This window comes from Ferrimonas senticii DSM 18821, assembly GCF_000422665.1.
GTDB lineage: Bacteria > Pseudomonadota > Gammaproteobacteria > Enterobacterales > Shewanellaceae > Ferrimonas > Ferrimonas senticii.
On the sequence record NZ_KE383898.1, the window covers coordinates 143269 to 168416 of the forward strand.

General features: G+C 53.5%; 19 protein-coding genes. 12 read left to right on the forward strand and 7 right to left on the reverse strand.

Going from position 1 to position 25148, the window contains the following annotated elements; translation table 11 throughout:
• Positions 1-15 precede the first annotated feature (15 nt).
• Positions 16-1149, forward strand: coding sequence for a molecular chaperone DnaJ (dnaJ, locus tag G506_RS0113820; RefSeq protein WP_028117369.1), 1134 nt, complete (start codon positions 16-18; stop codon positions 1147-1149).
• Positions 1150-1223: 74 nt separating this feature from the next.
• Here dnaJ and G506_RS0113825 read toward each other — a convergent pair whose 3' ends face one another.
• On the reverse strand, positions 1224-1598 hold the full coding sequence (locus G506_RS0113825) for a glutaredoxin family protein (protein WP_051202147.1): 375 nt from the start codon (positions 1596-1598) through the stop codon (positions 1224-1226).
• A 223-nt stretch (positions 1599-1821) separates the two neighbouring features.
• Between G506_RS0113825 and G506_RS0113830 the strand changes: the two genes are divergently transcribed.
• On the forward strand, positions 1822-3771 hold the full coding sequence (locus G506_RS0113830) for a S9 family peptidase (protein ID WP_051202148.1): 1950 nt from the start codon (positions 1822-1824) through the stop codon (positions 3769-3771).
• 71 nt (positions 3772-3842) lie between these two features.
• Here G506_RS0113830 and G506_RS19830 read toward each other — a convergent pair whose 3' ends face one another.
• A complete protein-coding gene (locus tag G506_RS19830) occupies positions 3843-4931 on the reverse strand; it encodes a CNNM domain-containing protein (protein WP_051202149.1) in 1089 nt (362 codons plus the stop codon).
• 382 nt (positions 4932-5313) lie between these two features.
• On the opposite strand from G506_RS19830, the gene rlmN reads away from it, so the two are divergent.
• The 8 genes from rlmN to der all read left to right on the forward strand — a co-directional run bounded on the left by rlmN (position 5314) and on the right by der (position 14028).
• Positions 5314-6435, forward strand: coding sequence for a dual-specificity RNA methyltransferase RlmN (gene rlmN, locus G506_RS0113840; protein WP_028117372.1), 1122 nt, complete (start codon positions 5314-5316; stop codon positions 6433-6435).
• A 29-nt stretch (positions 6436-6464) separates the two neighbouring features.
• A complete protein-coding gene (gene pilW / locus G506_RS0113845; protein WP_035387366.1) occupies positions 6465-7232 on the forward strand; it encodes a type IV pilus biogenesis/stability protein PilW in 768 nt (255 codons plus the stop codon).
• Positions 7232-8170: a RodZ domain-containing protein gene (locus G506_RS0113850; RefSeq protein ID WP_028117374.1), complete on the forward strand. Its 939-nt coding sequence runs from the start codon at positions 7232-7234 to the stop codon at positions 8168-8170. The genes pilW and G506_RS0113850 overlap by 1 nt, the downstream gene beginning before the upstream one ends.
• A 7-nt stretch (positions 8171-8177) precedes the next feature.
• Positions 8178-9290, forward strand: coding sequence for a flavodoxin-dependent (E)-4-hydroxy-3-methylbut-2-enyl-diphosphate synthase (gene ispG, locus G506_RS0113855; RefSeq protein ID WP_028117375.1), 1113 nt, complete (start codon positions 8178-8180; stop codon positions 9288-9290).
• Positions 9291-9349: 59 nt separating this feature from the next.
• Entirely contained in the window at positions 9350-10627 is a 1278-nt protein-coding gene (gene hisS, locus G506_RS0113860) for a histidine--tRNA ligase (protein ID WP_028117376.1), read from the forward strand.
• 11 nt (positions 10628-10638) lie between these two features.
• The gene (locus G506_RS0113865) at positions 10639-11256 is read left to right on the forward strand and encodes a YfgM family protein (RefSeq protein ID WP_028117377.1); all 618 of its coding nucleotides are present in this window, start codon (positions 10639-10641) and stop codon (positions 11254-11256) included.
• 9 nt (positions 11257-11265) lie between these two features.
• Positions 11266-12453, forward strand: a complete 1188-nt coding sequence (gene bamB / locus G506_RS0113870) for an outer membrane protein assembly factor BamB (RefSeq protein WP_051202150.1) — start codon at positions 11266-11268, stop codon at positions 12451-12453.
• Positions 12454-12522: 69 nt separating this feature from the next.
• Positions 12523-14028, forward strand: a complete 1506-nt coding sequence (gene der, locus G506_RS0113875) for a ribosome biogenesis GTPase Der (RefSeq protein ID WP_028117379.1) — start codon at positions 12523-12525, stop codon at positions 14026-14028.
• A 280-nt stretch (positions 14029-14308) separates the two neighbouring features.
• On the opposite strand, the gene G506_RS0113880 is transcribed toward der, so the two are convergent.
• Together G506_RS0113880 and torS are read right to left on the reverse strand one after the other, a co-directional pair.
• Positions 14309-14764, reverse strand: coding sequence for a BLUF domain-containing protein (locus G506_RS0113880; protein WP_028117380.1), 456 nt, complete (start codon positions 14762-14764; stop codon positions 14309-14311).
• A 51-nt stretch (positions 14765-14815) separates the two neighbouring features.
• Entirely contained in the window at positions 14816-17581 is a 2766-nt protein-coding gene (gene torS, locus G506_RS0113885) for a TMAO reductase system sensor histidine kinase/response regulator TorS (protein WP_028117381.1), read from the reverse strand.
• An 82-nt stretch (positions 17582-17663) separates the two neighbouring features.
• On the opposite strand from torS, the gene torT reads away from it, so the two are divergent.
• Positions 17664-18617, forward strand: a complete 954-nt coding sequence (torT, locus tag G506_RS0113890; RefSeq protein ID WP_035387367.1) for a TMAO reductase system periplasmic protein TorT — start codon at positions 17664-17666, stop codon at positions 18615-18617.
• A 96-nt stretch (positions 18618-18713) separates the two neighbouring features.
• On the opposite strand, the gene G506_RS0113895 is transcribed toward torT, so the two are convergent.
• From G506_RS0113895 to G506_RS0113905, 3 genes are all read right to left on the reverse strand, one after another.
• Positions 18714-19028: a hypothetical protein gene (locus G506_RS0113895; protein ID WP_156904907.1), complete on the reverse strand. Its 315-nt coding sequence runs from the start codon at positions 19026-19028 to the stop codon at positions 18714-18716.
• Entirely contained in the window at positions 18991-19728 is a 738-nt protein-coding gene (locus G506_RS0113900) for an AAA family ATPase (RefSeq protein WP_028117384.1), read from the reverse strand. The genes G506_RS0113895 and G506_RS0113900 overlap by 38 nt, the downstream gene beginning before the upstream one ends.
• A gap of 170 nt (positions 19729-19898) precedes the next feature.
• Positions 19899-24227: a transporter substrate-binding domain-containing protein gene (locus G506_RS0113905; RefSeq protein ID WP_084631407.1), complete on the reverse strand. Its 4329-nt coding sequence runs from the start codon at positions 24225-24227 to the stop codon at positions 19899-19901.
• Between the two features lie 288 nt (positions 24228-24515).
• Between G506_RS0113905 and G506_RS0113910 the strand changes: the two genes are divergently transcribed.
• Entirely contained in the window at positions 24516-25106 is a 591-nt protein-coding gene (locus G506_RS0113910; protein ID WP_028117386.1) for an HD domain-containing protein, read from the forward strand.
• Positions 25107-25148: the final 42 nt, after the last annotated feature.

Sequence of the window (25148 nt, forward strand, 5' to 3'; positions counted from 1 at the left end):
TCTGCGATAATTACTATGTCTAAACGCGATTTTTATGAAGTCTTAGGGGTAGGCCGCGACGCCAACGAGCGCGACATTAAAAAGGCCTACAAGCGTCTGGCAATGAAGTATCACCCAGATCGCAATCCAGGTGATGCCGCTGCAGCCGAATCTTTTAAAGAAGCCAACGAAGCCTACGAAGTACTGACCGATAGCCAGAAGCGCGCCGCTTACGATCAGTTCGGTCACGCTGGGGTTGATCCAAATCGCGGCGGTGGCGGCGGCTTTGGTGGCGGCGGTTTTGAAGACATCTTTGGCGATGTGTTCGGTGACATGTTTGGTGGCGGTCGTCGTGGCGGCGGTCGTGCCCAAGCGCGCAGCGGTGCCGATCTGCGTTACAACCTTGAACTGAGCTTGGAAGAGGCGGTTCGCGGCGTTAAGAAAGAGCTGAAGATCCCATCGTTGTCCTCTTGTGACAACTGTAAGGGCAGCGGCGCCAAGCCGGGCACCAGTGCTGATACCTGTGGTACCTGTCACGGCAGTGGTCAAGTACAGATGCGTCAGGGCTTCTTTGCGGTGCAGCAAGCCTGTCCAACCTGTGGCGGTCGCGGCAAGGTGATCAAAGATCCTTGTAACGTTTGTCATGGCGATGGCCGCGTAGAGAAGACTAAGACGCTGTCTGTGAACATCCCAGCCGGTGTTGATACCGGTGACCGAGTACGTTTGGCCGGTGAAGGTGAAGCGGGTCAGATGGGCGCGCCAGCAGGTGATCTGTATGTGCAGATGCACGTTAAAGACCATCCAATCTTCGAACGTGACGGCAATAACCTTTACTGTGAAGTGCCAATCTCCTTCACCAGCGCCGCACTGGGTGGTGAGATTGAAGTGCCAACCTTAGATGGGCGCGTGTCGCTGAAGATCCCAGCAGAAACCCAAACCGGGCGGATGTTCCGTTTGCGCGGTAAAGGCGTTAAGTCTGTCCGCAGTCATGCGGTTGGCGATCTGATCTGTAAGGTGATTGTAGAAACCCCAGTCAACCTAACCAGCCGTCAGAAAGAGTTGTTGGAAGAGCTGGAAACCTCGTTTGAAGGCAACAGCAATAAGCATCGTCCAAAGGCCGAAGGCTTCTTTGACGGCGTGAAGAAATTCTTCGACGATCTGACCAAATAATTAGCTTTCCAAGCATACTAAAAAGGCCCGTTGCACATTGTGCAACGGGCCTTTTTATATCGGCGTCGTCGGCCTTATTTTTTTGCTTTGCCTTCGTGATCCTTGGGATCCACCAGGCCAACGGCAACCATGGTGTGGTACAGCTCGTTGTTGATAAAGCCCTGTAGTACCTTACCTTTCACAATCAGTACTGGGGTTGAAGTGCCACCGAACAGCTCCAGCTCAGCGATAAGCTCTGGATTGCCGTCGATCAAGATGCGCTTGTGGTCGACGCCAAAGTCATCCAAGAAGGTGTCGGCGCGTTCGCAGTAGTCGCAAGCGGCGGTAGAGTAGATCACGATGTCGGTGTCGTACTTTTCGTTCGCTTCAATGGCTTTTTTAAATACGGTCGCTTGTGCAGGGGCGGTAGCAGCAACTGCCAGCAGGGCAGCGGCAATAAATTTGTTCATCATTCAACCTATGCGCTTGGTTCACTAAAACGGCGTTATTGTGCCGTGTTTCAGACTGTTCAATGCGCAAATTGTTCGCCTGCCGTGGTAGAAGTGTGCGCTTGCCCAAGTGCAGCTAATGAAACGTGATCAGATCTATAACCTGTTGCTTTGATAGTGATTTGTGATTGCTAGTGATTTGAATTAGGGTGATGGCAGTATCAACACAACAAAGGATGGTTGTATGTTTGGTCGGCTGATATTGATGCTGGCATTACTGTGGTCCTTGCCAATATTGGCAATGCCTGAGGTCGAGTATTTCACTCAAGAGTCGAAGTATAAAGAGGCGAAGATCTCGCCTGACGGCGAAATTTTGGCAATCAAGATGCCACAAAACGGCCGCGACATGTTGGCGCTGATCAATATTGAAAGTATGCAGGTCCAGCATGTTGTGCGTTTTACCGATCGCAAAGAAATTGGCGATTTTTATTGGGTAAATCAGCAGCGCTTGATGTTTCAGTTGCTGGAAAATAAAGGTTGGTTAGCAGAGCCTCTATGGTACGGCGAGTGGTATGCGGTCAATGCCGATGGCTCGAAAGCGACGAATGTCTATGGCTATCGTGCTGGCGAAATGCAAACTGGCACTCGCTTACGTAAACAGCAATCGACATGGGGTATAGGGCAACTGATTGATCCACTGCTGGATGATGATAAGCACGTATTGATGGCCTCTACGCCAATGGGTCGCGGTGAACAGCGCCATGCCAATATCATTAGGTTAAACGTATACAACGGCCGGATTAAAAAATTGGGGCGTTCACCGGTTCAAAATGGCTATTTCTTGGCGGATGATGCGGGCAAAGTCCGAATTGCCGCTGGCACTAACATTGAGGGGGACTGGCAGCTGCATTATCGGTCTAAGCGCGGTGATAACTGGCGGCGGATTGATCTGGGTGACAAGCGCTTTGGTGATCTGCAGCCGCTGGCGTTTGCGGACCGTGACCATATTTATCTGATGAGCGATCACGACAGTGATATCAGTGGCTTATATAAGATGAATGTTAATAACGGGCAGATGACCTTGCTCTATCAAGACCAGCAAGTTGAGCCGAGCAAGTTTCACTTTAGCCCTGATGGTCGGGTGTTGTATGCCTTAGAGGTGGAACCGGATTTCCCTAACTACATCTTTATTCGCGGTAAGCATCAATCGGCGCAGATACTGAAAGGGTTGATGGCGGCATTTCCTGGCCAACAGGTCAGCTTAACCAGCCAGTCCGCTGATGGGAACCTTGCGGTAGTGGCGGTTTACAGCGATCAGCAACCAACGGATTTTTATCTTTATGATCATGCTAAAGCGAAAGTCCGTCCGTTGGTGGCCAGCCGAGATTGGGTCGATGCCAAACAATCCTCTCTGGTTGAACCAATCCAATTCAGTGGCCGCGATGGTTATTCACTGAGTGGCTATTTGACCTTGCCACCAGGGGTTAGGCTGGAACAGGCACGGCAGTTACCATTGGTTGTTAATCCCCATGGTGGACCTCGGTCTCGCGATTTTTGGCGATATAACAGTGAAACTCAATTGCTTGCCAGTCGTGGTTTTGCGGTGCTGCAAGTCAATTTTCGAGGCTCGGCTGGGTTTGGCAGCGGTCATATGCACGCTGGTGATAAGCAGTGGGGTGGGGTAAGTCAACACGACATCATTGATGGCACTCGTCATGTGATTGAGCAAGGCATTGCTGATCCTAAGCGGATCTGCCTGTATGGTGCCAGCTTTGGTGGTTATTCGGCGTTGCAAAGTGCCATCTTAGAGCCGGAGCTGTTTGCCTGTGCTGTGGGTTCGATGGGGGTCTATGACCTAGAGATGATGTTTGAACATGGAGATATTCAGCAAAACCGCAGCGGAATTAACTATCTAGAAGAGACGCTAGGCACCGACAAACAACAGTTGCGTGCGTTTAGCCCAGTTCACAATGTCGATAAGCTTAAAGCTCCGCTGTTGTTGCTGCATGGCGAAGAGGACGAACGTACGCCAATCGAGCAAGTTGATGCGTTGAAGCAAGCTTTGGATAAGCGCAAGTACCCTTATCAGTATTTTGAGATGGATAAAGAGGGTCATGGGCTGGCAGATCCGCAAACCCGTGCCGAGTATTACCGTACGGTATTAAGCTTCTTAGAAGAACACACGCGTCTATAGCCAGCAGCGGTGACAACAAAAAACACCGGCTTGGGTTACCCCGAAGCCGGTGTTTTTTTGCGTCTGACGGATCAGTTTACGTAGTGCTCTTTTTTGCGCTCTTCGCGATCGTCAGGTTCTTCGCTGACTCGGAATTTGCGCTCTTTTTGGCGATGTTCCCATAGGCGGCGCGCCAGTTGTTGCATGTCTTTGGATGGGTCTTTGTGATCGACAATTTCCAGCCCCAACATCGACTCAATGATGTCTTCCATGGTTACCAGACCACGAACATCGCCATATTCATCGGCAACAATGGCCAGTTGCGCGTGGCGAGTTAACAACAGCTCGAACAGAGTCATCAGCTTGGCGGTTTCTGGGATCACCAGCAACTTATGACGTACGCTGCGCAAGGTGGCATCGGGATCGGTTTTCTCTGTGATTAGCACTTCAGAACGGCTGACGTAGCCGACGATATCGTCAGGGCCTTCACAAAAGACCGGGATCCGCGAGAACGATTTCTTACCGTGCTGCTGGGCAAATTCACGCAGAGTCAGTGACTCAGGCAATGAGTGGATCACCGTACGCGGGGTCATGATAGCGCTCACCGGCAGGCTGCGGGCGCGCAGTAGTTGCTTCAGAATGCGTGACTCTTGCGCGTCCAGTTCGCCGCTTTCGGCACCGATGTCGGCCATTGCAGACATCTCGGCGCGGATGTGGGCTTCATCGCCGCCGTGAGTAAAGCGAGAGGTGATCCAGCCGGAAACGATGATCAGCGGCTTGGTAATGGTGACCAGTGCGGTCAGCATGATTGACGCTTGTGGCCCCAATTGACGCCAGTAACGGGCACCAATGGTTTTCGGCAAAATTTCAGACAGGAATAGGATTGCCAAAGTCAGCACCGCAGAAAACCAACCAAGGGCTTCGCTGCCAAACACTTTGGTCGCTTGGGCACCCGCGCCAGCCGCACCAGCGGTGTGGGCGATGGTGTTTAGGGTCAGAATGCCCACCAGTGGTGAGTCGATGTTTTCACGCAGGCTAGCCAGTCGGGCCGCAGCCTTAGGGTTAGTTTGCTTTAGGTTGGAGATATAAGCCGGAGTCATCGACAGTAGAGTGGCTTCCAACATACTGCAGATAAAGGAGATCCCGACGGCCACCAACACGTACAAGCCGAGCACTAACATAAGTTCTATTTTTTACCTCTGGTAAATGGTCCGCAGACCGGATGGAGTTTGGTCGGCAAAGCCGGCGCCAAGCGCTGGTAAAACTCCGCTGATGGGCAAAGGGATTTTTAAGTTATTGATAAGGTACCGTTTGCCATACTTCACGGCGATTGGATGTTTACAGTGCGCCGCAAAGCCGCGCTATTTGAGCATACGACAGCAGCAAGGTGTTAGCGGAATAATTGGCGCTGGTACAAATAAATTGATTGCTGAACCGCAGCCATAGCTCCGGTCGGCGTGGGCAAACCGCAGATAAATAGTGACTTAAGCGGTGCGCTTTACGAGTGCGCTAACAAGCGAGTACAATTGCGCGCCATTTTTCGGCGTGATGACGAGGCTTCCGATGACAGACAAGATCAATTTACTTAACTTCGATCGCGACGGGCTGCGTGCCTTTTTTAAAGAGAATGGTGAAAAACCGTTCCGCGCCGATCAGGTGTTTAAGTGGATCTATCACTTCGGCATCGATGACTTCGAGCAGATGACCAACATCAACAAACAGTTGCGGGCGATGTTGATGGACAAGTGCGAAATCGTTGCGCCAGCGATTGCCACCTCGCAGCACTCCGCCGACGGCACCATCAAGTTTGCCATCGATGTTGGCCAAGGCCAGTTGGTGGAAACCGTTTACATCCCTGAACCAGACCGTGCCACTTTGTGTATCTCTTCACAGGTGGGCTGTGCGCTGGAATGCTCGTTCTGCTCTACCGCTCAGCAAGGTTTTAACCGTAACCTGAACGTGGCTGAAATCATCGGTCAGGTGTGGCAGGTGGCTAAGTACATCGGCATTAACGGTGGCGATCCGAAAAAGCGTCCAATCACTAACGTGGTATTGATGGGCATGGGCGAACCACTGCTGAACTTAACCAACGTGGTGCCAGCGATGAACATTATGCTGGATGACTTTGGCTTTGGTTTGTCTAAACGTCGCGTAACCCTGTCTACCTCTGGGGTAGTACCGGCGCTGGATAAACTGGGCGACATGATTGACGTGGCATTAGCGGTGAGCCTGCACGCGCCAAACGATCCATTGCGTGACGAATTGGTGCCGATCAACAAAAAGTACAACATCGAGCAACTGCTGGCATCGATCCGTCTGTATCTGTCTAAGTCGTTTGCCAATAAAGGTCGAGTGACCCTGGAATACGTGATGTTGGATCACATCAACGACAGCACCGATCACGCTCATGAATTGGCAAAACTGATGAAGGACACCCCATGTAAGGTGAACCTGATCCCGTTTAATCCATACCCTGGTAGCCCTTACGGCAAGAGTTCAAACTCGCGTATCGACCGTTTCTCCAAGGTGCTGATGGATTACGGACTGACCGTTATCGTTCGCAAAACCCGTGGTGACGATATCGATGCCGCTTGCGGCCAGTTGGCCGGCGACGTGCGCGATCGCACCAAACGTGTGCTGAAAAAACGCATGCAAGAGCAATCCATTTCGGTAACAATGAGTTAAGAGACAAGCAATAACTCATCAAGGAACCGATGATTAGCAAAGCGTGGTGGTTAGCCGGAGCCGTTCTGCTCAGCGGCTGTGTGCAGCAAACCTATTCGGGCAAAGACCAACTGGTCACCCCTGGCATCGATGCCGAGTCAGCCAGCCGCGAGCGCCTGTCGCTTGGGATGGCTTACTTAAAACGGGGCAATGGCGAACAGGCCAAATACAACTTTGAACGCGCGTTGTTGCACACGCCAACGGATTCCGATGCCTTGCTGGCAATGGCCTATTACTATGAATCGGTGCGGGCGTTTGACCGTGCCGAGAGCTACTACCAAAAATCCGTTGAAGCGACCCCCTTTAACGCCGATGCCGCCAATAACTTTGGCGCTTTCCTTTGTCGTCAGCACAAATACCAGCAGGCCGATCAATGGTTTAACCGTGCGGTTTCCGCTCCCGGTTATATCCGCGTTAGTCAAACCTTTGAAAACCTTGGACTGTGTGCCGAGCAAGCCGGCTGGGCTGATAAAGCCGCCAGCTATTACGTGCAGGCACTAAACTACAATCCAAGACGTGCAACCAGTTTATTGCAATTGGCTAAGTTGAGATTTGATGGCGAGTTGTTGGCGGATTCGCGCAGCTACCTAGAACGTTATCATCAAAGTGGTCAACAAAGCGCCGACAGCTTGTGGCTGGGGGCGGAGTTAGAATTTGCGGCCAATAACACTGATGCCGCAAGGCGATATGGGGTATTATTGCTGGCCAAATTCCCCGCCTCGACGCAGGCTAAAGCGTATCGAACGAAGTATTACTAATGACAGACCAAGTCGACACTGAATCACAGTCTGAGGTTTCGGAGACTCCGGGACCGCTGTTGCGTGACGCGCGTGAGCAGTTGGGACTTTCTACCCAACAAGTGGCGCAGCGCTTGAACTTGCGCCATTCGGTGGTGCTTGGCATCGAACAAGACAATTACGAAGCGGGCATGTCGGTAACCTACGTCCGTGGTTATATTCGTAACTACGCTCGCTTAGTGGGGCTTAACGAACAGCGTCTTAACAGCGCGCTGGATAGCGTTTATAAGCCAGCGATCGACCCGTCAATGCAGAGTTTCTCTGAACGAACCAAGCGTGATCGCACCAACGGCCGCTGGCAAGCGCTCACCTGGTTGATTGCTGCGGCGTTGCTGATTGCCCTAGGTTGGTGGTTGGTAACCACCCAGTTAAGTAACAGCGAGCCAACCCGAGAATTGCCCGAGGCCGCCAGTTTGGTGACACCAGCGCCGATAGCCAGTGCCCCAAGCGTACCGGTACCAGCGGTGGGTGAACGGGCGACCGTAGCGATTCCTACCAGTGATGATAGCCAAGTGGCAGAGCCTGGTGAGGTCATCGCCGCGACGCCAGTGGCCGAGGCGACACCGCTTGTGGCGACAGATAGTGTCGTCGCCACGGCTGAGTCACCGGTGGCAGCAGAGGTTCCAGCCGCAGCCAGCGCCGATGAAACTGTGGCGGTGGTTGACAGCTTAACCATCAGCCTGAGCGCCGATTGCTGGATGTTGGTGCAAGATGCCGATGGGCAAACCCTGTTAGAGGGGCTAAAGCCCGCCGGTTACAGCACCATCCTAGCTGGTAATTCGCCCTATAAAATTCGCCTAGGAGCGCCTGAAGCCGTAAGCCTTAGCTATAACGGTGAAGCAGTCGATCTTTCTAAATTCCGCGCCGGCAAAGTCGCGCGCCTGACCGTACCGCAATAAAGTTACGATGCATCAACCTACGCCTATTGTCCGACGTAAGTCGACCCAGATTATGGTGGGCAATGTACCAGTCGGCGGCGACGCCCCGATTTCGGTGCAGTCCATGACCAACACCCGCACTACCGATGTCGATGCGACCGTCGCGCAGATCAAAGCGATTGAACGTGCCGGCGCCGATATCGTTCGGGTATCCGTACCAACCATGGATGCTGCCGAAGCGTTCAAGCTGATTAAGCAGCAGGTGGATATTCCGCTGGTGGCGGACATTCACTTCGATTACCGCATTGCCTTGCAAGTGGCGGAATACGGTGTTGATTGTCTGCGCATCAACCCTGGCAATATCGGCAATGAAAGCCGCATTCGCTCGGTCATTGATTGCGCCCGCGATAAGAATATTCCGATCCGTATCGGCATTAACGCTGGTTCGTTAGAGCGCGATATCCAAGAAAAATATGGCGAGCCAACGCCAGCGGCGCTGGTGGAATCGGCGATGCGTCATGTTGATATTTTGGATCGTTACAACTTTGACCAGTTCAAGGTTAGCGTTAAAGCGTCTGATGTGTTCTTGGCGGTCGAATCCTATCGGCAACTGGCTAAGCAGATTGTTCAGCCGCTGCACCTAGGCATTACCGAAGCCGGTGGTGCTCGGGCGGGGGCGGTAAAATCCGCAGTGGGTTTAGGCATGCTGCTGGCTGATGGCATCGGCGACACCATGCGTATTTCGCTGGCGGCGGATCCGGTTGAAGAGGTGAAAGTGGCTTTTGATATCTTAAAGAGTCTGCGCATTCGTTCTCGTGGCATCAATTTTATCGCCTGTCCGTCGTGCTCCCGTCAGGAGTTTGACGTAATCGGCACCGTCAATGCGTTGGAACAACGTCTGGAAGACATCATCACGCCGATGGATGTGTCCATCATTGGCTGTGTGGTTAACGGCCCGGGGGAAGCGCTGGTGTCCGATTTAGGCCTGGCCGGTTCCAACCGTAAGAGCGGTTTTTACTTGAATGGCGAGCGTCAGAAAGAGCGCATCGATAACAACGACATCGTAGATAGCTTGGAAGCTAAGATCCGCGCTCAGGTGGCCCTGAAGCAGCAGATGATCGACGTTAAGGAACAAGGTTAAGCCGAGCACTCGGCGGTTCCGAAAATTATTTTCCAACAGAATTAGATCAAGAGTTTACAGTGGCAAAACAGATCCAAGCTATTCGCGGCATGAACGATTGCCTGCCGGCCGACACCATCAAATGGCAACAGGTAGAAACTACCCTGCGACAACTGGTGGCCTCATACGGCTATCAAGAGATCCGCACTCCAATCGTTGAGATGCTCAACTTGTTCACCCGCGGTATCGGCGAAGTTACTGACATCGTTGAAAAAGAGATGTACTGCTTTGAGGATCGCAACGGCGACATGCTGGGTCTGCGTCCAGAAGGGACCGCCTCGACCGTGCGCGCAGGTAACGAACACGGCCTGTTGTACAACCAAGAGCAGCGTCTGTGGTACATGGGCCCGATGTTCCGTCACGAACGCCCACAGAAAGGTCGCTACCGTCAGTTCCACCAGTTTGGGGTGGAAGTGTACGGTTTGGCTGGCCCAGATATCGATTCCGAAGTGTTGTTGATGTCTGCTGCCCTTTGGGAGCAGTTGGGGATCAAAGAGCACGTTCGATTGGAACTGAACACTATCGGCAACGCCGATGAGCGTGCGCTGTTCCGCACCGCGTTGATCGCCTTCTTAGAGCAACATCTGGACAAGCTGGACGAAGACAGCAAGCGCCGTTTGCACAGCAACCCGCTGCGCGTGTTGGACTCCAAAGACGCTGGTGTGCAAGCACTGTTGGCTGATGCGCCAGCACTAACCGACTACTTGGGCGAAGAATCTAAGCAACATTTCCAAACGCTGTGTGAACTGTTGCACGCCGCTGGCATCGAATACACCGTAAACCCTCGTTTGGTTCGTGGTCTGGATTACTATAACCGCACCGTATTTGAGTGGGTTACTGATAGCTTGGGCGCTCAGGGCACGGTCCTGGCTGGCGGTCGTTACGATTCGCTGGTGGGGCAACTGGGTGGCAAAGACACGCCTGCGGTCGGTTTCGCGATGGGGATTGAACGTCTGGTATTGCTGCTCGATACCATGGGTAAGTTCGATAACCTGCCGCGTCAGGCCGACGTTTATCTGTGCGCCATGGGCGATGCCGCGGTTGCTGCGGGTCTGCAGTTAGCGCAGCAGTTGCGCCAACAAGTACCAGGCCTTAAGGTGATGAGCCATTGCGGTGGCGGTAACTTTAAAAAGCAGATGAAACGCGCAGATAAGAGTGGTGCCGAACTGGCACTGATCCTCGGCGAAGATGAACTGCAAAATGGCGTAATCACCGTTAAACCACTGCGTGGCGGTGAACAGAGCCAACAAACCAAAGAACAACTGATCGAGTCGCTCGCGGCGCTGGTACAGAATTAAGGGACAACGCTTTGGAACATTTCGAAACAGAAGAACAACAAGTCGAAGCGATCAAACGCTTTTGGAAAGAGTACGGCCTCTCCATCGTCGGTGGTGCGGTGATCGGCCTTGGCAGTCTGTGGGGCTGGAACTACTACCAGCAGCAGCAACTGGCTGGCCAAGAGGTTGCCTCGGTGGCGTTTGAAAACGTGTTGGCACAAAACGGCAGTGCCGACGAATTGGCGGCGGCTGCTGCGCAGTTTCAACAGAATTACGGTGACAGTGGCTATGCGCCACTGTCGGATCTGATGCAGGCTCGTGCGCTGGTTGATGAAGGCAAACTGGCCGAGGCACAAACGCTGCTGGAACGCGCGATTGGGCAATTGGACAACACCGCTAAGCCATTGGCGCAACTGCGTCTGGCTCGAGTACAGCAGGCACAAGAGAACCTTGAAGGCGCGCTCAATACCGTAAACGCGATCGATAACGCCGCTTTTGGCGCCCAGCGTGACGAACTGAAAGGTGATCTGCTGGTTGCCAAGGGTGATGTCACTGGTGCGCGTAGCGCCTACCAAGCGGCACTGGCTGCAGCCGGTCTGCAAGGCAACCCTGCGGTACAGATTAAACTCGACCAACTGGCTCAGGGCTAAGGGGCGTTTATGCTGCTGGCAAGAAAAGGATGGCTGGCTGGTTTGCTGGGTGCGGCGGTGTTAACTGGCTGCGCCTCTAGCGACAGCGAAGAGGTGGTGATTAAGCCGCTGCCAGAACTGACCGATCCGATTGAGGTTAACATCCAGTGGCGCGACAGCGTCGGTGATGGTGTTGCTCACTACTTCTCGTCATTGTCGCCGGCGGTACGCTACGACAAGCTGTTTGTGGCCGAGCGCTATGGTCTGGTGAAAGCCTTTGACCAAAAAAACGGTGATGAGATCTGGGAAAGCGATCTGCGCCGGGTATTTGCTGAAGGGCCGCTGAAGAAAAACGACGGTGCGCGCCTATCTGGCGGCATCGAAGTGGGCTTCGATAAGGTGTTTGTTGGCTCTGAAAATGGCGTGCTGTTTGCCTTATCTGCCGACAATGGCGAGTTGCTGTGGCAAGCGGATACCAAAGGTGAACTACTGTCCGATCCAGCCATTGTTGGGGCGCAGATCTTAGTCAATACTGGCTCCGGAAAAGTGCAAGCTTTTGATGTCGACAATGGCGAGTTTAAGTGGCAGATGGACATGACCATGCCGTCACTGGTGCTGCGTGGCACCTCGGGCATCGCTCAGTCACAAGGCGCGGCTTTTGTTGGTACTCCGGATGGTAAGGTCTCGGCGATGTTTGGTGAGAGCGGCGCGCCGATTTGGGAAGCGCGGATCGCTGAAGCCACCGGTTCTAATGAACTGGAACGGGTGGTCGACGTCGATACCAAACCAGAGATTGTCGGCAGCACGCTGTATGCGGTGGCCTACAATGGTGCCTTGGCGGCGGTGGACTTACGCAGTGGCCGGGTAAACTGGAGCCGCAAGTACTCCAGTTACAGCCCGTTTGTGATCCAAGGCTTTAATCTCTACCTCAGCGACTCCGATGGTACGGTTTACGCCATTGATCGTCGCAACGGTTTGGAAAAGTGGGCCAACAGCGATCTGCAAGGACGACAGTTGACCGCTCCGCAGATTGTCGGCGATTACCTGGTGGCCGGTGACTTTGAAGGTTATCTGCACATCTTTAGCCGCAACGACGGCAAATTGGTCGGGCGCAGCCAGATCGACAGCAGCGGTTTGTACGTGCAACCATTGCTGGATGGCGAGACCCTTTATCTGCAAGCGCGAGATGGTGATGTCACTGCGGTGACAATCCCTTAAACTCCATGTAGACTATGGCGCCCCCAATAATGGGGGCGTTTTTTATTGGTAACGAATGAGGTTTTATCGATGATCCCTGTGGTAGCCCTGGTTGGCCGTCCCAACGTTGGTAAGTCAACGCTATTTAACCGCTTGACCGGCACCCGCGACGCGCTGGTGGCAGACTTCCCTGGCCTGACCCGTGATCGGAAATATGGCCAAGCTCGTCTCGCCGGTCACGACTTTATTGTGGTTGATACCGGTGGTATCGACGGTACCGAAGAGGGTATCGAAACCAAGATGGCGGAACAGTCGCTGCTGGCGATTGAAGAAGCCGATGTGGTGCTGTTTTTGGTGGATGCGCGCGCCGGCCTAACCGCCGCCGATGAAGCGATCGCCAAGCATCTGCGCAGCCGTGAAAAGACCACTTTGCTGGTGGCCAACAAGACCGATGGTATCGACGCGGATGCCGCGGTGGGAGAGTTCTACGCCTTAGGCCATGATGAGATCCACCACATCGCTGCGGCGCAAAACCGTGGGGTAACGCAACTGATCAACCACGCGCTGGCGCCATTTGCTGAAGAGTTCGAATCGGATCAAGAGGGCGAGGAAGAAGAGCTCGACGAAAACGCCGCTTACTGGGCTGAAATTGAAGCGCAGCAAGCCGCGTCTGAACGCGAAGAGGAAACCGCCGAAGAGGAAGCGGAGCGTCTGCGTAACCAGCCAATCAAGCTGGCGATCATCGGTAAGCCAAACGTGGGTAAATCGACTCTGACCAACCGCATCTTGGGTGAAGAGCGCGTGGTGGTGTACGACATGCCGGGCACCACCCGTGATTCCATCTACATCCCGATGCAGCGTGAAGAGCGTGAATACGTGCTGATCGACACCGCCGGTGTTCGTCGTCGTAAGAACATGCACGAAGCGGTCGAGAAGTTCTCGGTGATTAAGACCTTGCAAGCGGTGGAAGACGCCAACGTGGTGCTGTTGATCGTTGACGCTCGCAGTGGCATCACCGATCAAGACTTATCCTTGCTGGGCTTTGCTCTGAACGCCGGTCGTGCGGTTGTGATTGCGGTAAACAAGTGGGATGGCCTGAGCACTGACGTTAAAGACGCGATCAAGAACGAACTGGATCGCCGTCTGGGCTTCGTTGATTTTGCTCGTCTGCACTTTATCTCGGCACTGCACGGCACTGGCGTTGGCCACCTGTTTGAATCAGTGCAAGAGGCTTACGACAGCGCAACTCGCCGTACTTCGACCTCGATGCTGACTCGCATCATGCACATGGCGCAAGACGATCACCAGCCGCCGATGGTACGTGGTCGCCGAGTGAAGCTGAAATACGCTCACGCCGGTGGTTACAACCCACCGCGTATCGTTATTCACGGTAACCAGGTGAAAGATCTGCCAGATGCTTACAAGCGCTACCTGATGAACTACTTCCGTCGTTCATTGAATGTAGTGGGCACCCCAATCTTGATGCAGTTTGCTGAAAGCGCTAACCCGTTTGAAGGCAAACGCAGCAGCATGACCGCCGCCGAGCAACGTAAGCGTCGTCAATTGCTGAACCACATCCGCAAACGTGGTGCATAATACCAATTAACCTAAATATCTGATCACTATTGCTGGTTTAAATCGCTTCACTCGGCGTTACTCAACTTACTGGTAGAGCCACTAGCAGCGGCGTTGAGTGCCTTGATTGAAACGATTTCTCCTTCGCACTAGGTAGGCCATTTACTTAGGTGAATAGGTATAACTCACGCAGGGCGTAACCAGCCGACCACTTGGGCGGTTATCGCTGTAAGTGCTGGCACTGATAACGGCCTCCTTGGAACTGTCCGGGGAGGCCGTTTTGCTTTAGATACTGCTGCCGCTAGCGCCAATGATGATGGGGATTGAGTTGTTGTTGATAGGCGTGAGCCAATTGGTCGATGTCACGAAACAACTTGGTTTGCCAAAGCTTGGGATCGGTAAAGGTTTGGGTCAACAGTGCTGGTGCGCCGCTGTGCTGCAGATCGCCCCAGAGCTGTTGCAGTTGCGAGCATGAGATCCGCTGCATCTGCCAACTGGGGAAGCGGCGCTGCTCCAGTTGTGGCTGCTCAAACAGCGTTAAGATCCGATGACGTGGATCTTGCTCAATGCTTGCCATTAACTGTCGAACCGCCGTTGCCGGTCCCTCTATATATTGAAAGAAGCGATCATCGTCGAAAAACAGACAGCCACTGATCTGCTGTTCGCTGTTATTCAGCGCCGCCATATCCACCAATTCATCCAATTCGGCTGGTCGAAACAGCGCAGTGGCTTGACTGACATAAACCATCGCGAGCATTGCTCAATTCCAAGGTTGTTTTGTTATCAAACCTAAGAATAGCGGCTATTGTCACGCTTGAGTCAACCACTGCTGCAGAGCTACCAGACTGTGTTGCTGCAGCTCGATGAGTTCATCTATCAAGCTCAGATCGGCGGCCAATTTTTCCAGTTGCTGACAACGGTGGCTTAACGCAGTTAACCCAAGCGCACTGGCACCACCTTTAAGTCGGTGCAGGGTTGACTGCCAATCGGCGCCGGTTTCCAGCGCCAGCAGCAGTTGGTCACTGTCGTCGATAAACTCAGCCAGCATCTGCGCGATGGTGTTGGCACCGAGTATCTGCAGATCCTGCTGCAGTTGCCGTTCATCAAGCAGTGTTGGCGTTTGCGCGGCTGGTGCGGGTGCCACGCTGGAGCTTTGCTGCCTCAGTTGTTCAGCCAGTTGCGGCAAGCGCAGTGGTTTGGGCAAAAAACCGTCGAAGCCAGCGGCTAGAAAATCGTTGATCTGTTCAGTAAATACGTGCGCTGACATGGCGATGCAGGGCAGCGGTTGATGATGCTGTTGCTGCTGCAACGCTTTTAACTGCCGCTGTAGTTCGCTGCCATCGCCATCGGGCAGATTGATGTCCACCAACGCCAAATCAAACCGCTGGGCGGTGATTGTCGCCAGCGCGCTGGCAGCGTTGCCACAACTCACGTACTGCTGACCAAGTTTGTCCAGAAAGCCTTCGATGACCAGTTGATTGATGGGATTGTCCTCTACCACCAAGATCTGTTGTTGCCGCAGTTGTGGCAGTGGCGTGGCGCTGGTGACGGTAGGAATGTCGTCGCTTATCTGCAATGGAATATCAAGGGTAAAACAGCTGCCGTGACCAAGTTGACTGCGAACGCTAAGGTTACCGCCCATCGCCTCGGCGAGACGGCGACTGATCGGTAACCCTAAGCCGGTACCACCGCGGCTCTGGCCCAAATGGGTCTGGACGAACGGATCGAAGATCGCGGTTAACTGTGATGCAGCGATGCCGTCGCCGCTGTCCTCAACCGTGACCGTTAGCCACTGCTGTTGCTGGTCGACACGGCCATCACAGCGGATTTGGATGGCGCTGTTGCGGCTAAATTTGATGGCATTGCCGATCAGGTTAAGCAAAATCTGCCGCAGTTTGGTTTGATCCCCCAGATAGTTATCGGCCAGCGCCTCTGCAAAGTGGCTGCGTAAGTGCACTGCTCGTGCATGAGCGCGGGGGCTGAGCAGTTCGATGATCTCATTGATGGTGGCGCGCAGCTCAAATGGTTGGCAGTGCAGTTCAATCTTACCGGCTTCGATTTTGGAATAATCCAAGACGTCGTTAAGGATCTGCAACAACCCTTCACCAGAGCGGCGGATCACCGCCAGATAGTGGCGCTGTTTGGGATCGAGAGTGGAACCATCCAGCAGTTCGGCAGTGCCTAAAATGCCATTCATTGGCGTGCGAATTTCGTGGGATATGGTCGCCAAAAACGTGCTTTTGGCGCGGCTGGCGGTTTCCGCTTCCCGTCGTGCTGAAGCGGCCACTTGCAGCTGCTGATTCAGCGCTTCGGTGCGTTCGGCGACGGTTTGTTCCAGTTGTTGATGCTGCTGTCGCAGTTGCTGCTCGGCATCCAGCTTCGCTTGACTGGTGGCTTTAAAAGCGCCGATTGCCTCGGCTAAACGGGTGAGCTCGTCATCGCCATCGGCTTGTACCTCGACGGAGAGATCGCCGTTGCTCAAACGCTTTAGGGCATCGCTGTAGTGGTCGATGCGACGGATCACATCACGGTAGACTAAGCGCCAAACGACAATCAAACTTAGCAGCACGGCGGTGATACCAATCAGCCATAACCGCAGTCGCGCTTGCTGTTGGGCGTTATCGGTGGCGGTTTGGGCGTCGACAATGGCTTGATTGGCGACCGCCGATGCTTGGCTCAAACGGGTATTAAGCAGGGTCAGTTGTTGCTCTAGTTGTCGCGCTTGGTTGTGGATCGCCGCTTGAGTTGTCAGTTGCTGCTGGCGGTTGCTGAATAGCTTTTGGCCGCGTTCCAGCTCTGCTAGTGCCTGTGAGAATTGCTGTTGGCGCTGGGGATCGGGCAGGTCGGTTTGTTGCTGCGTCAGTTGTTCGGTCAGCCCTTGATAGTGGCTAAGGCGCTGGGCGATACCTTGTTGGTCGTTTAAGTAAGGCAGATCCAGCAACTGCTGCTTAAGTAAAATCACCCGATGCTGCAGTTCGCTCAAACGCTGTGTTTGTGGCAGATCCAGCTCCAGCAGATCATCGAGCTGTTGTGGCTCTGATTGACGGTACAATCCAAGGCTGCGAGCCACTAAGGCGGTTTGGGCGTTGGCCAGTTGGCTGTCAATCAGATCCGCCAGTTCGGTCGTGCGTCGGTTTAGTTGCTGGTAGCGCTTTTGAAAATCGCTATAAAGCTGGATTTTTTGGCCAACTTTCTGATTAAGTGCGGCCAGTGCTTGCTGCAGTTGTTCGGTTAATTGCGCCAGTGCTGGTCGATCTAGCGATTGCGCCGAGTTTGGGATCTGCGCTAATTGGGCTTGCAGTTGGCTCATCTGCTGCTGTAGCTGGCGTTCGACTTGGTGCAACTCCTCGGCGTTGGTGATCTGGGTTAGGAAGCGACCAGTAATGATGATGTTGCTGCCGCTTTGGGCGATATTCGCGGTCAAGTCCAGCAGTGGTAAGGCGCTGTTATTCAGCTCGCTTTGGCGCTGGCGAATGTCATCTAGGGCGTGCCAACCGACCAAGGCGGCGGCGCCAGAGAGCAGAGTCACAAACAGAAACGCCAACAATAACTTGGCGGCGATAGATAATTTCAAAGGCAACGATCATTGCTGGCAGCGAATAGCGCCATTGTAGCCTGTTCGGCGCCAACGACACTAAACCTAAGAGAACAACAGCTTGAAATACCTGATTAGTTTTTTAGCGATATGGAGTCTGGCTAACCCGGCATGGGCACAGGTTAAGATCTGTGCGTTGCTGCCGCACATCAAAGATTCCTACTGGTTGAGTGTCAATCAAGGCCTGGTGGAACAAGCCCGCCAAGCGGGGGTACAACTGTGGGTGCAGGATGCCGGAGGCTATCCCAATCAACAGCAACAACAGCAGCAGTTTCTGCAGTGCCAGCAGTGGCAGGCAGATGTCGTGTTACTGGGCAGCGTCAGTTTGCGGTTGCCGCCAGCCATGGCAGAGTTGGTGGCGCAAACACCAACCATCAGTTTAGTTAATCAGATTGAACAAGCGCCATTGGTGGGGCAGGTAGGGGCGTCGTGGTTGCGAATGGGGCAGCAGATCGGCGACTACATCAACCAGCATTACGCTCAGCACTCTACGCCCATTACTACCTTACTGATGTTAGGACCTGCCACTAATGGCGGCAGTCGTGCGCTGCAACGAGGGATCGAGCAGCAAGTATCGGCGCAACGATTGGATATTCAAGCGGTGTTAAATGGCAGCAACAGTGTCGAGGTGCAGCGGCGCTTGTTGCGGCAATACCTTGCGGATAATCCGCCGCCGCAATTGATTATTGGCGGGGCGGTGGCGATCGAAGTAGCGATTGCCGAATTGCGTCGACTGGGTATTGCGGAACAGGTGGATCTGATCGCCAGTTATCTGAGCCATGGGGTTTATCGCGGTTTACTGCGGGGTAAGGTGTTGATGACCAACGATGATCAGATGCGCCAGCAGGGGCAGTGGGCGATTACTCAAGCGCTACGGTATCTGGCGCAAGGCCAAGTGTTACAGCCGTTGGTGCCGACGCCTAAGTTAATCAGTCGCGACCAGTCGCTAGCAACCTGGTCTGACAGTTTGTCGGATCCGGATTTTCGTGCCAGCTATCGGGTCGGCGGCGACTAAGCCGGTTTCGCTGGGCGTGGGCAGCAACCAAAAAAAACGGGGTCTTCCCTCCATCGACCAAATTGGCTTTCGACCCCGATGGCTCTTCCCCTAAGCCTAACGCACTGAGTGCTCGTTTAGCAGTCGTTGCTGCTGTGGTTTGGATAACGCATCAAAATGGTTGATTAAGATCCGTAGCAGCCGTGAGCGACTTATCTGTTGACGTTTAGCGTGCACAATCAGTCGCTGTCGCAACGGTTGGCTCAGTCGAAAACCGCTGCTTACCATCGGTTGCTGGCGACTTGGTAGCAGCGCCAGTGGCGGTGGGGTTAGGCCATTGGCGTAGGCTTCTGCGCCTTCGAGAAATTGTTCCAATGACGCCACTGTGCAGGCTTTATTGGTGGCTGATCGCGATAGATTGGCGAGTGTCATACTGCGGCTCCAACTGCTTATTACTGTGGGCGTAGCGAAGCTCAATTGCTCGTTGATTGGGTTGCTGCAACAACTGATTAAAGATCTGCCGCAGTTCAGCGGCGGCTTTGCCATCCGGTTCGAGTTCCAGCACTGAACAGCCAGCTTCTTCGGAATCGTCGTAGATATTGCGCTGGTAAGTGATGGCATCGAGCACTCGATGATCCCAAGTGCCAACGACCTCTTTGGCTTCTAGGATGCGCCGTGCCTGATTGGGCAGCGAAGGGCATTGCGACAGCACAAAAGCGCACTCCAATTTGGGGTTAAACATCAGACTGTTGTTGATTAAATCGTCAACGTGCTCGAGGGTTTGTAGATCTCGTCGCTTTGGCCGCAGCGGTAGCAAGGCGAAATCGGCTACCGACATTGCGGCTCGCAGTGCGACGCTGTCTTGGCCACCGCAGTCGATCACCACCGCTTCATAATGACCGCCAAGGCTGAGTAGATCTTCTCGGATCTTACCGTACATCTGCACGCAGTTAATCCGCGTTATCGCGTCATTGTCGTTGCGGGCTTGCACCCATTTAGAGGTGGTGCGTTGTGGGTCGCAGTCAACCACCATCACGTTGAGCCGACACTCTTGCTGCAGATAAACCGCCAAATTTTGCGCCAGGCAACTCTTGCCGCTGCCGCCTTTTTCGCCGCCGATCAAAATAATCATGATACCTCCGTGTGGCGTTGGCGCTGTAAAGCGCGAATGGCGAAAGTATATGAACTGCGGCTGATACTGCGGTTATATCGCTAGATTTGTTGGTTATAGAAATATCCTAAGTTGTTCTAATAAAAGAAAAATGCCAGCTTTTTGACGCTGGCATTTTTTTGACCGTCGCTTTAGCTCGCTTCGGCGTAGCGGCTGTGCAGTTGTTGCTGCAACTGCGCTAGCCGCAATTGCACTTGGCGCAGACAAGCTTGGTAGTTGTGGCCGTTGACGCTGGCTCGTTGCAGTTGTTCCAGCGGTTCGACTAACGCCGAGCACGACAGCATCTTAGCTGCGCCAGCCATCCGGTGCGCGGTTAGCTTTACCTGATGATGTTGTCGCTGCTCTATCGCTTGACTCAAAAGTGTCAAATCATCGTTTTGGCACTGGACAAAGTCTTGCAACAACTGTTCGGTCAGCAGTGGATCGCCATAGATGGTTTGCACCAAGTTGATGTCGAGCAGTGCCGTTTCGGCGGTTTCTGGGGTGACGACGGCCTCACTCTCAGTTGGCAGCCAACTGTTGACGATATCCCGCAGTTGTTCCAGCTCGACCGACTTGGTGAGGTAGGCATCCATACCGGCGCTGATGCAGCGCAGATCGTCGCCTCGTTGGTTGTTGGCAGACAGGGCGATAACCGGCAATCGTGGCAAGCGTTTGGCAAACTCGCGGCGGCGGATCTGTTTGACCAGAGCGAAGCCATCCATATTGGGCATGTAACACTCGGTTATTAGTAGTCCATAGCGTTGCTGAGCCAGTGCCAGCAATGCTTGTTGGCCGTCGCTGACGCTGTCGGCGTAAAACCCCAGTTGCTGCAGTTTGGTCATGATGATGCGGCGGTTGACGGGGTGATCCTCTACCACCAGCAGCAAGCGACCATTGGCGATGGCTTGTTCGCGCCCTTGCTGATAGTGATCCGCTTGGCTACTGGCGACCTGCTGGTCATCAATGGCGTTGGGGTTGCCGATTGCACTCAGCAGATGTTGTGGCAACAGTGGCTTGGCGCAGATTGACCAATGACCGTGGCGCAGTTGCGGCGCCGCCTGTGACCGCTTTTCCAACAAGATGCAGCGCAGATTCGGCAGGTGTTGCTGCAGCCAGGTGCCATCCAATTGCAGTCGCTGATACTCCTCAGTGGCGATAACCAACAAATTGATCTGCTGTTGTTGGCACAGTTCGCGCAGCTGCTGGTGATCCGCCAGTGCCTCAGTGCTGACGCTGGCGTGCCAATTTTCTAGATGGCGCTTGGCGTCGCTAAATATCGCCGCCTCAAAAGTAGATTGCGCCAGTAACGCCCGACAGCAACTGAGATCGGGGCTGGTCGCGGCTTGCACCAGATCGGCACTGAGGCTGATGGTCACCACGGTGCTGAAGTCAGGCTGCAAATTCAGCTCGATGCTAGCACTCAGTAGATTCAGCAATTGGCGGCACAGCGGCAGCCCTAATGCTTGGCTTTGTTGCTGCAATTGGTCGGGGCTGTCAGGAAACAGATCGCTGCTACCGTCGCGGGGCATAGGCCACTGACAATGTAAGGTAAAACGCAGTTGCTGTTTGCCATCTTGTTGTCGCTGCAACTCGCAGGTTAAGTTCAGCGGTTTGCCGGCAGATTGTTTGATGGCGTTGCCCAGCAGATGATTGAGCGCCTGACTGAAGCGCGATTTATCGAAGGTCAACTGCGTGCCGATTTGCGGATCTATCCAATGCAGCACTGACACTCCTTTGCGGGCGGCCTCCTCGATATGGGGTTGCAGCAGTTCGGTTAGCATTGGGCGGATCTCAACCGGATTAAAAGTGAGGTAGCTTTGCTCTGCCGCCAGCGACGACAACTGTTGAAGGTCTTGGCTAAGGCTTAACAACTTGTGTGCTGATTGATTCAGGTTGCTGTAGATACCGTGAAAGCCTGCGGGTTTGGGGCAGGTACTGGCCAGTGCCAACTGTTCGATGATCTCCTTGATCGGGATGTGAATATCGGCACTGATGTTAGCCAACAGTCGCGATTTCATTTGGCTGGCGGTATCTGCGGCCTTACGCGCTTGCTCCAGTTCCCAATGCTGCTGTTGGAGGCTGCTGCTGTCGGTCAGGATGGTGGTCCACAGGTAGTGTTCACCTTGCTGCTCTACCTGCGCTTGAATGGTTACCCATTGCTTACGGCCGTTGCTGAACAGCTGCGTTTGTTGTGACATCGAACCACGACTGATCGCATCGCGCATGGCATGGACCATCTGCACTCGCATCTCAGGTACAACCAGATGCAACAGTCCTTGGCCGCTGTCTAGCAGGGTTTTGGGGTTGATGTTAAATAGATTACGAACGCCATTGCTCGCATAGAGAAAACGGACGTCGTTTGGGTTATCACTTAACTGCAAATGCTGTATCACCGCACCGTTAATGATATCGGCGATCCGTCCCATTTGCGCTTGCGCGGCTTGTGCTTGTTGTTCGGCTTGGCGCAAGGTGGTGTGATCTTGGATAACCGAGATAACACCAAGGATCTGTTGTTGTTTATCGCGGTAGGCGGCTTGTTTCAGATTCAGATGGTGCGACTGCTGCTCTATTTGAAGCTGCAACTCTTTGTTAATCGACTGATTATTGTTAAATGGCTGAGACTCCAAGGCACCACGCAACAACTGCCGTTGCCAATCCGGCAGTTCATCAGCATCGCTGGCAAAGTACTTTTGCGTAGGCTTTAGCCCGTACAAGCGCTTAGCGGCCTGGTTGCAACTTTGCAATTCGCCTTGGGCATTACTTAACAGTAGCGGAACCGGGATGGCGTCCAGCATCGCGCGCTGTTGTTGCAACTGTTGCTCTAAGGTTTTTTCGACCGCTTTACGACGGCTGACTTCGCGGCGCATCGCCAGCGTCCAGCTGACTACCGCTAAGGTTAACAGCAGTAACAACACCCCGACGTGAGTGAGCCAACGACGAATGTCATCACGGCTGAGGCCATTGTTGAACTGAGTGTGATCGCGCCAGCGTTGTTCGATCTCTCGATAGCGGCTTGGGGGGATTGCCGCTAGGGCTTTGTTGATTACCTGCAACATCAACGGATCGGCTTTATGGATCGCAAAGGATACCGGGATAAAGGCTGAACGATCGACGCTACTGATGACCTTAAGTTGACCTAAGTAGTGCTGTTGCAATTGGTTCGAGGCGCGGTACAACGATGCCACCGCGAGATCAACCTCGCCGTTGTTGGTGGCCTCTAACAGTTCGCTGATGTCGTCGTAGGGCTGAAGGGGGCAGTTATTGCAATAGCGTTTGGCCATTTGCGAGCCATAACTGTCACGAACAATACCGATTACTGCATCGTTTTCGACCACATCCAGCGACAGCGCAAACTGGTGTTCGCTGCTGCGACCGATGGCTCCCCAAGGTTCGCTTAGGTATGGCTGGGTGAACAACATGGTGTGCCGCCGCAGTGGCGTCGACGACAGCCCCGCTAGCATTTGGTACTGGTTATTCCAAAAGCCCTTTAGCTTATTGCGATGTAAGGTAGTGGCGGTGATTTTGAACTGCAGTCCGGTCAGGGCACTGATCTCGTTGAGTACATCAATGCTGATACCACGAAAGTTCTGCTGCATATCAACAAACTCCAGCGGCGCGGAATCGCCCTCAACAGCGATGGTGATCGTTCCCTGTGCTGCCAGCCAATCGCGTTCGGCCTGGGTTAAATTGAGCTGATTGGGCTGTTGCAGTCTTTTGAGCTGCGCTGCACTGAGCCAGCGTTCAAGTATCGCTTGGCGCTGTGGCGAGTTCGCCAAAGTGGTGATCGCTTGATTCAATTTGGCCAGCAACTCGGTTTGATTGGGAGCCACGGAAAGGTAATTGATGTCCAGTGGCAGATCTTTCAGCTCTGATAAAACCAGCTGTTGTTTGTCCGAACTTTGTTGCCACTGCTGAGACAGCAAGATGGCATCGCCAATCTGGGCGTCAGCTATCCCTTTGGCTACCGCATTAAGCGCCGCCTGTGGCGTCGGCAGCTCGATCGGTTTGGCATCCAGCAGATAGTTGGCGATCACCGCGCTGTCGGAAAAACTGTTGACGGTGGCGATAGTGGCCTGCGCCAATTCAGTCGAACTGGCCAACGGTTGACGACTGACGGCCAGCCGTTTTACTGCCAACAACGGTTCACTGAAACTCATATAGCTGCGTCGGTCTAGGGTCGAACTAACGCCGATCATCACGTCAATTTCACCCCGTTGAAACGCCGCCAGCACGTCGCTGAAATGGGGCAGTGCCACAAACTCGACGGTACTGTCGATCTGTTCTGCATACAGCCGCATCAGATCCGGGAATAACCCTGTTAAATCGCCATCTGCAGTGCGGATGGTGTAAGGAGCAAACTCATTTTCCGGTAAGCCGACTAACAGTCTTTTAGGGGAAGGCGTTGGATGAGCGGGAGCGGCATAACTGCCAAAAGCTGCAGCGAGCAGCACAATCAGACAAAGCAGTAGACGGAGCATGATGTCAACGAGATGCGATTACAGTTATCCCAGAGGGCGCGATCAATAAAGACGAACATCTTTTCACAGTGGCGTTTTTTGAACCTTGATCGCCGCCGCAATTGTTGCATTCTTATACCTACTTTTGGGGCGTATAGTTAAAACCCGCTAAATCAGTTATTTGAAGACAATTACTGGCATAATCGACTGCACTTCTTGGCACATTGTTGTGCCATGCGATTGGTTGGCTAATGTGATTAGTTAAAAGTATCGTCTTGAATGTTCTCTGTTTCTTAAGGATGCCCTGATATGTCGTTGACTCTGCCACTCGAATTTTTATTGGAGATCGACAAACTGAAGGCGGTTTACCGTCAGACTACCGTGGCCTGTGATAACAACCGTTTTGAGAATAGTGCCGAGCACAGTTGGCATATCGCGTTGTTGGCACAAGTGTTGGCGCCTTATGCCGAGCAGCCAATTGATGTTAGCCGAGTCACCTTGATGTTGCTGTTGCATGATTTGGTTGAGATTGACGCTGGCGATACATTTGCTTTCGATACTCAAGTGGATATGGCTGCGCAGTCGCAGCATGAGTTGCAGGCGGCGCAGCGCTTATTTGGGCTGTTGCCCGCCAAGCAAGCGCAGGCTTGGACTGCGTTATGGCAGGAGTTTGAACAAGCTCAAAGTGCCGATGCCCAGTTTGCCAAGGCGATGGATAGGGTGTTGCCACTGATCCAAAATATGCACAATCAAGGCGGCAGTTGGGCCCGCCATCGAGTGAGCCGTAGCCAAGTGCTGGCGCGCAATCGCTACTTGGAATACAGCGCGCCGAAGCTATGGCAGTTTGCTTGCGAGCAGATCGAGTTGGCGGTTAGCAAAGGTTGGCTAACCGCGGAATAAAGGGATATTTAGTGTTTAGTTGGTAGTCGTTAGTTTTTAGTA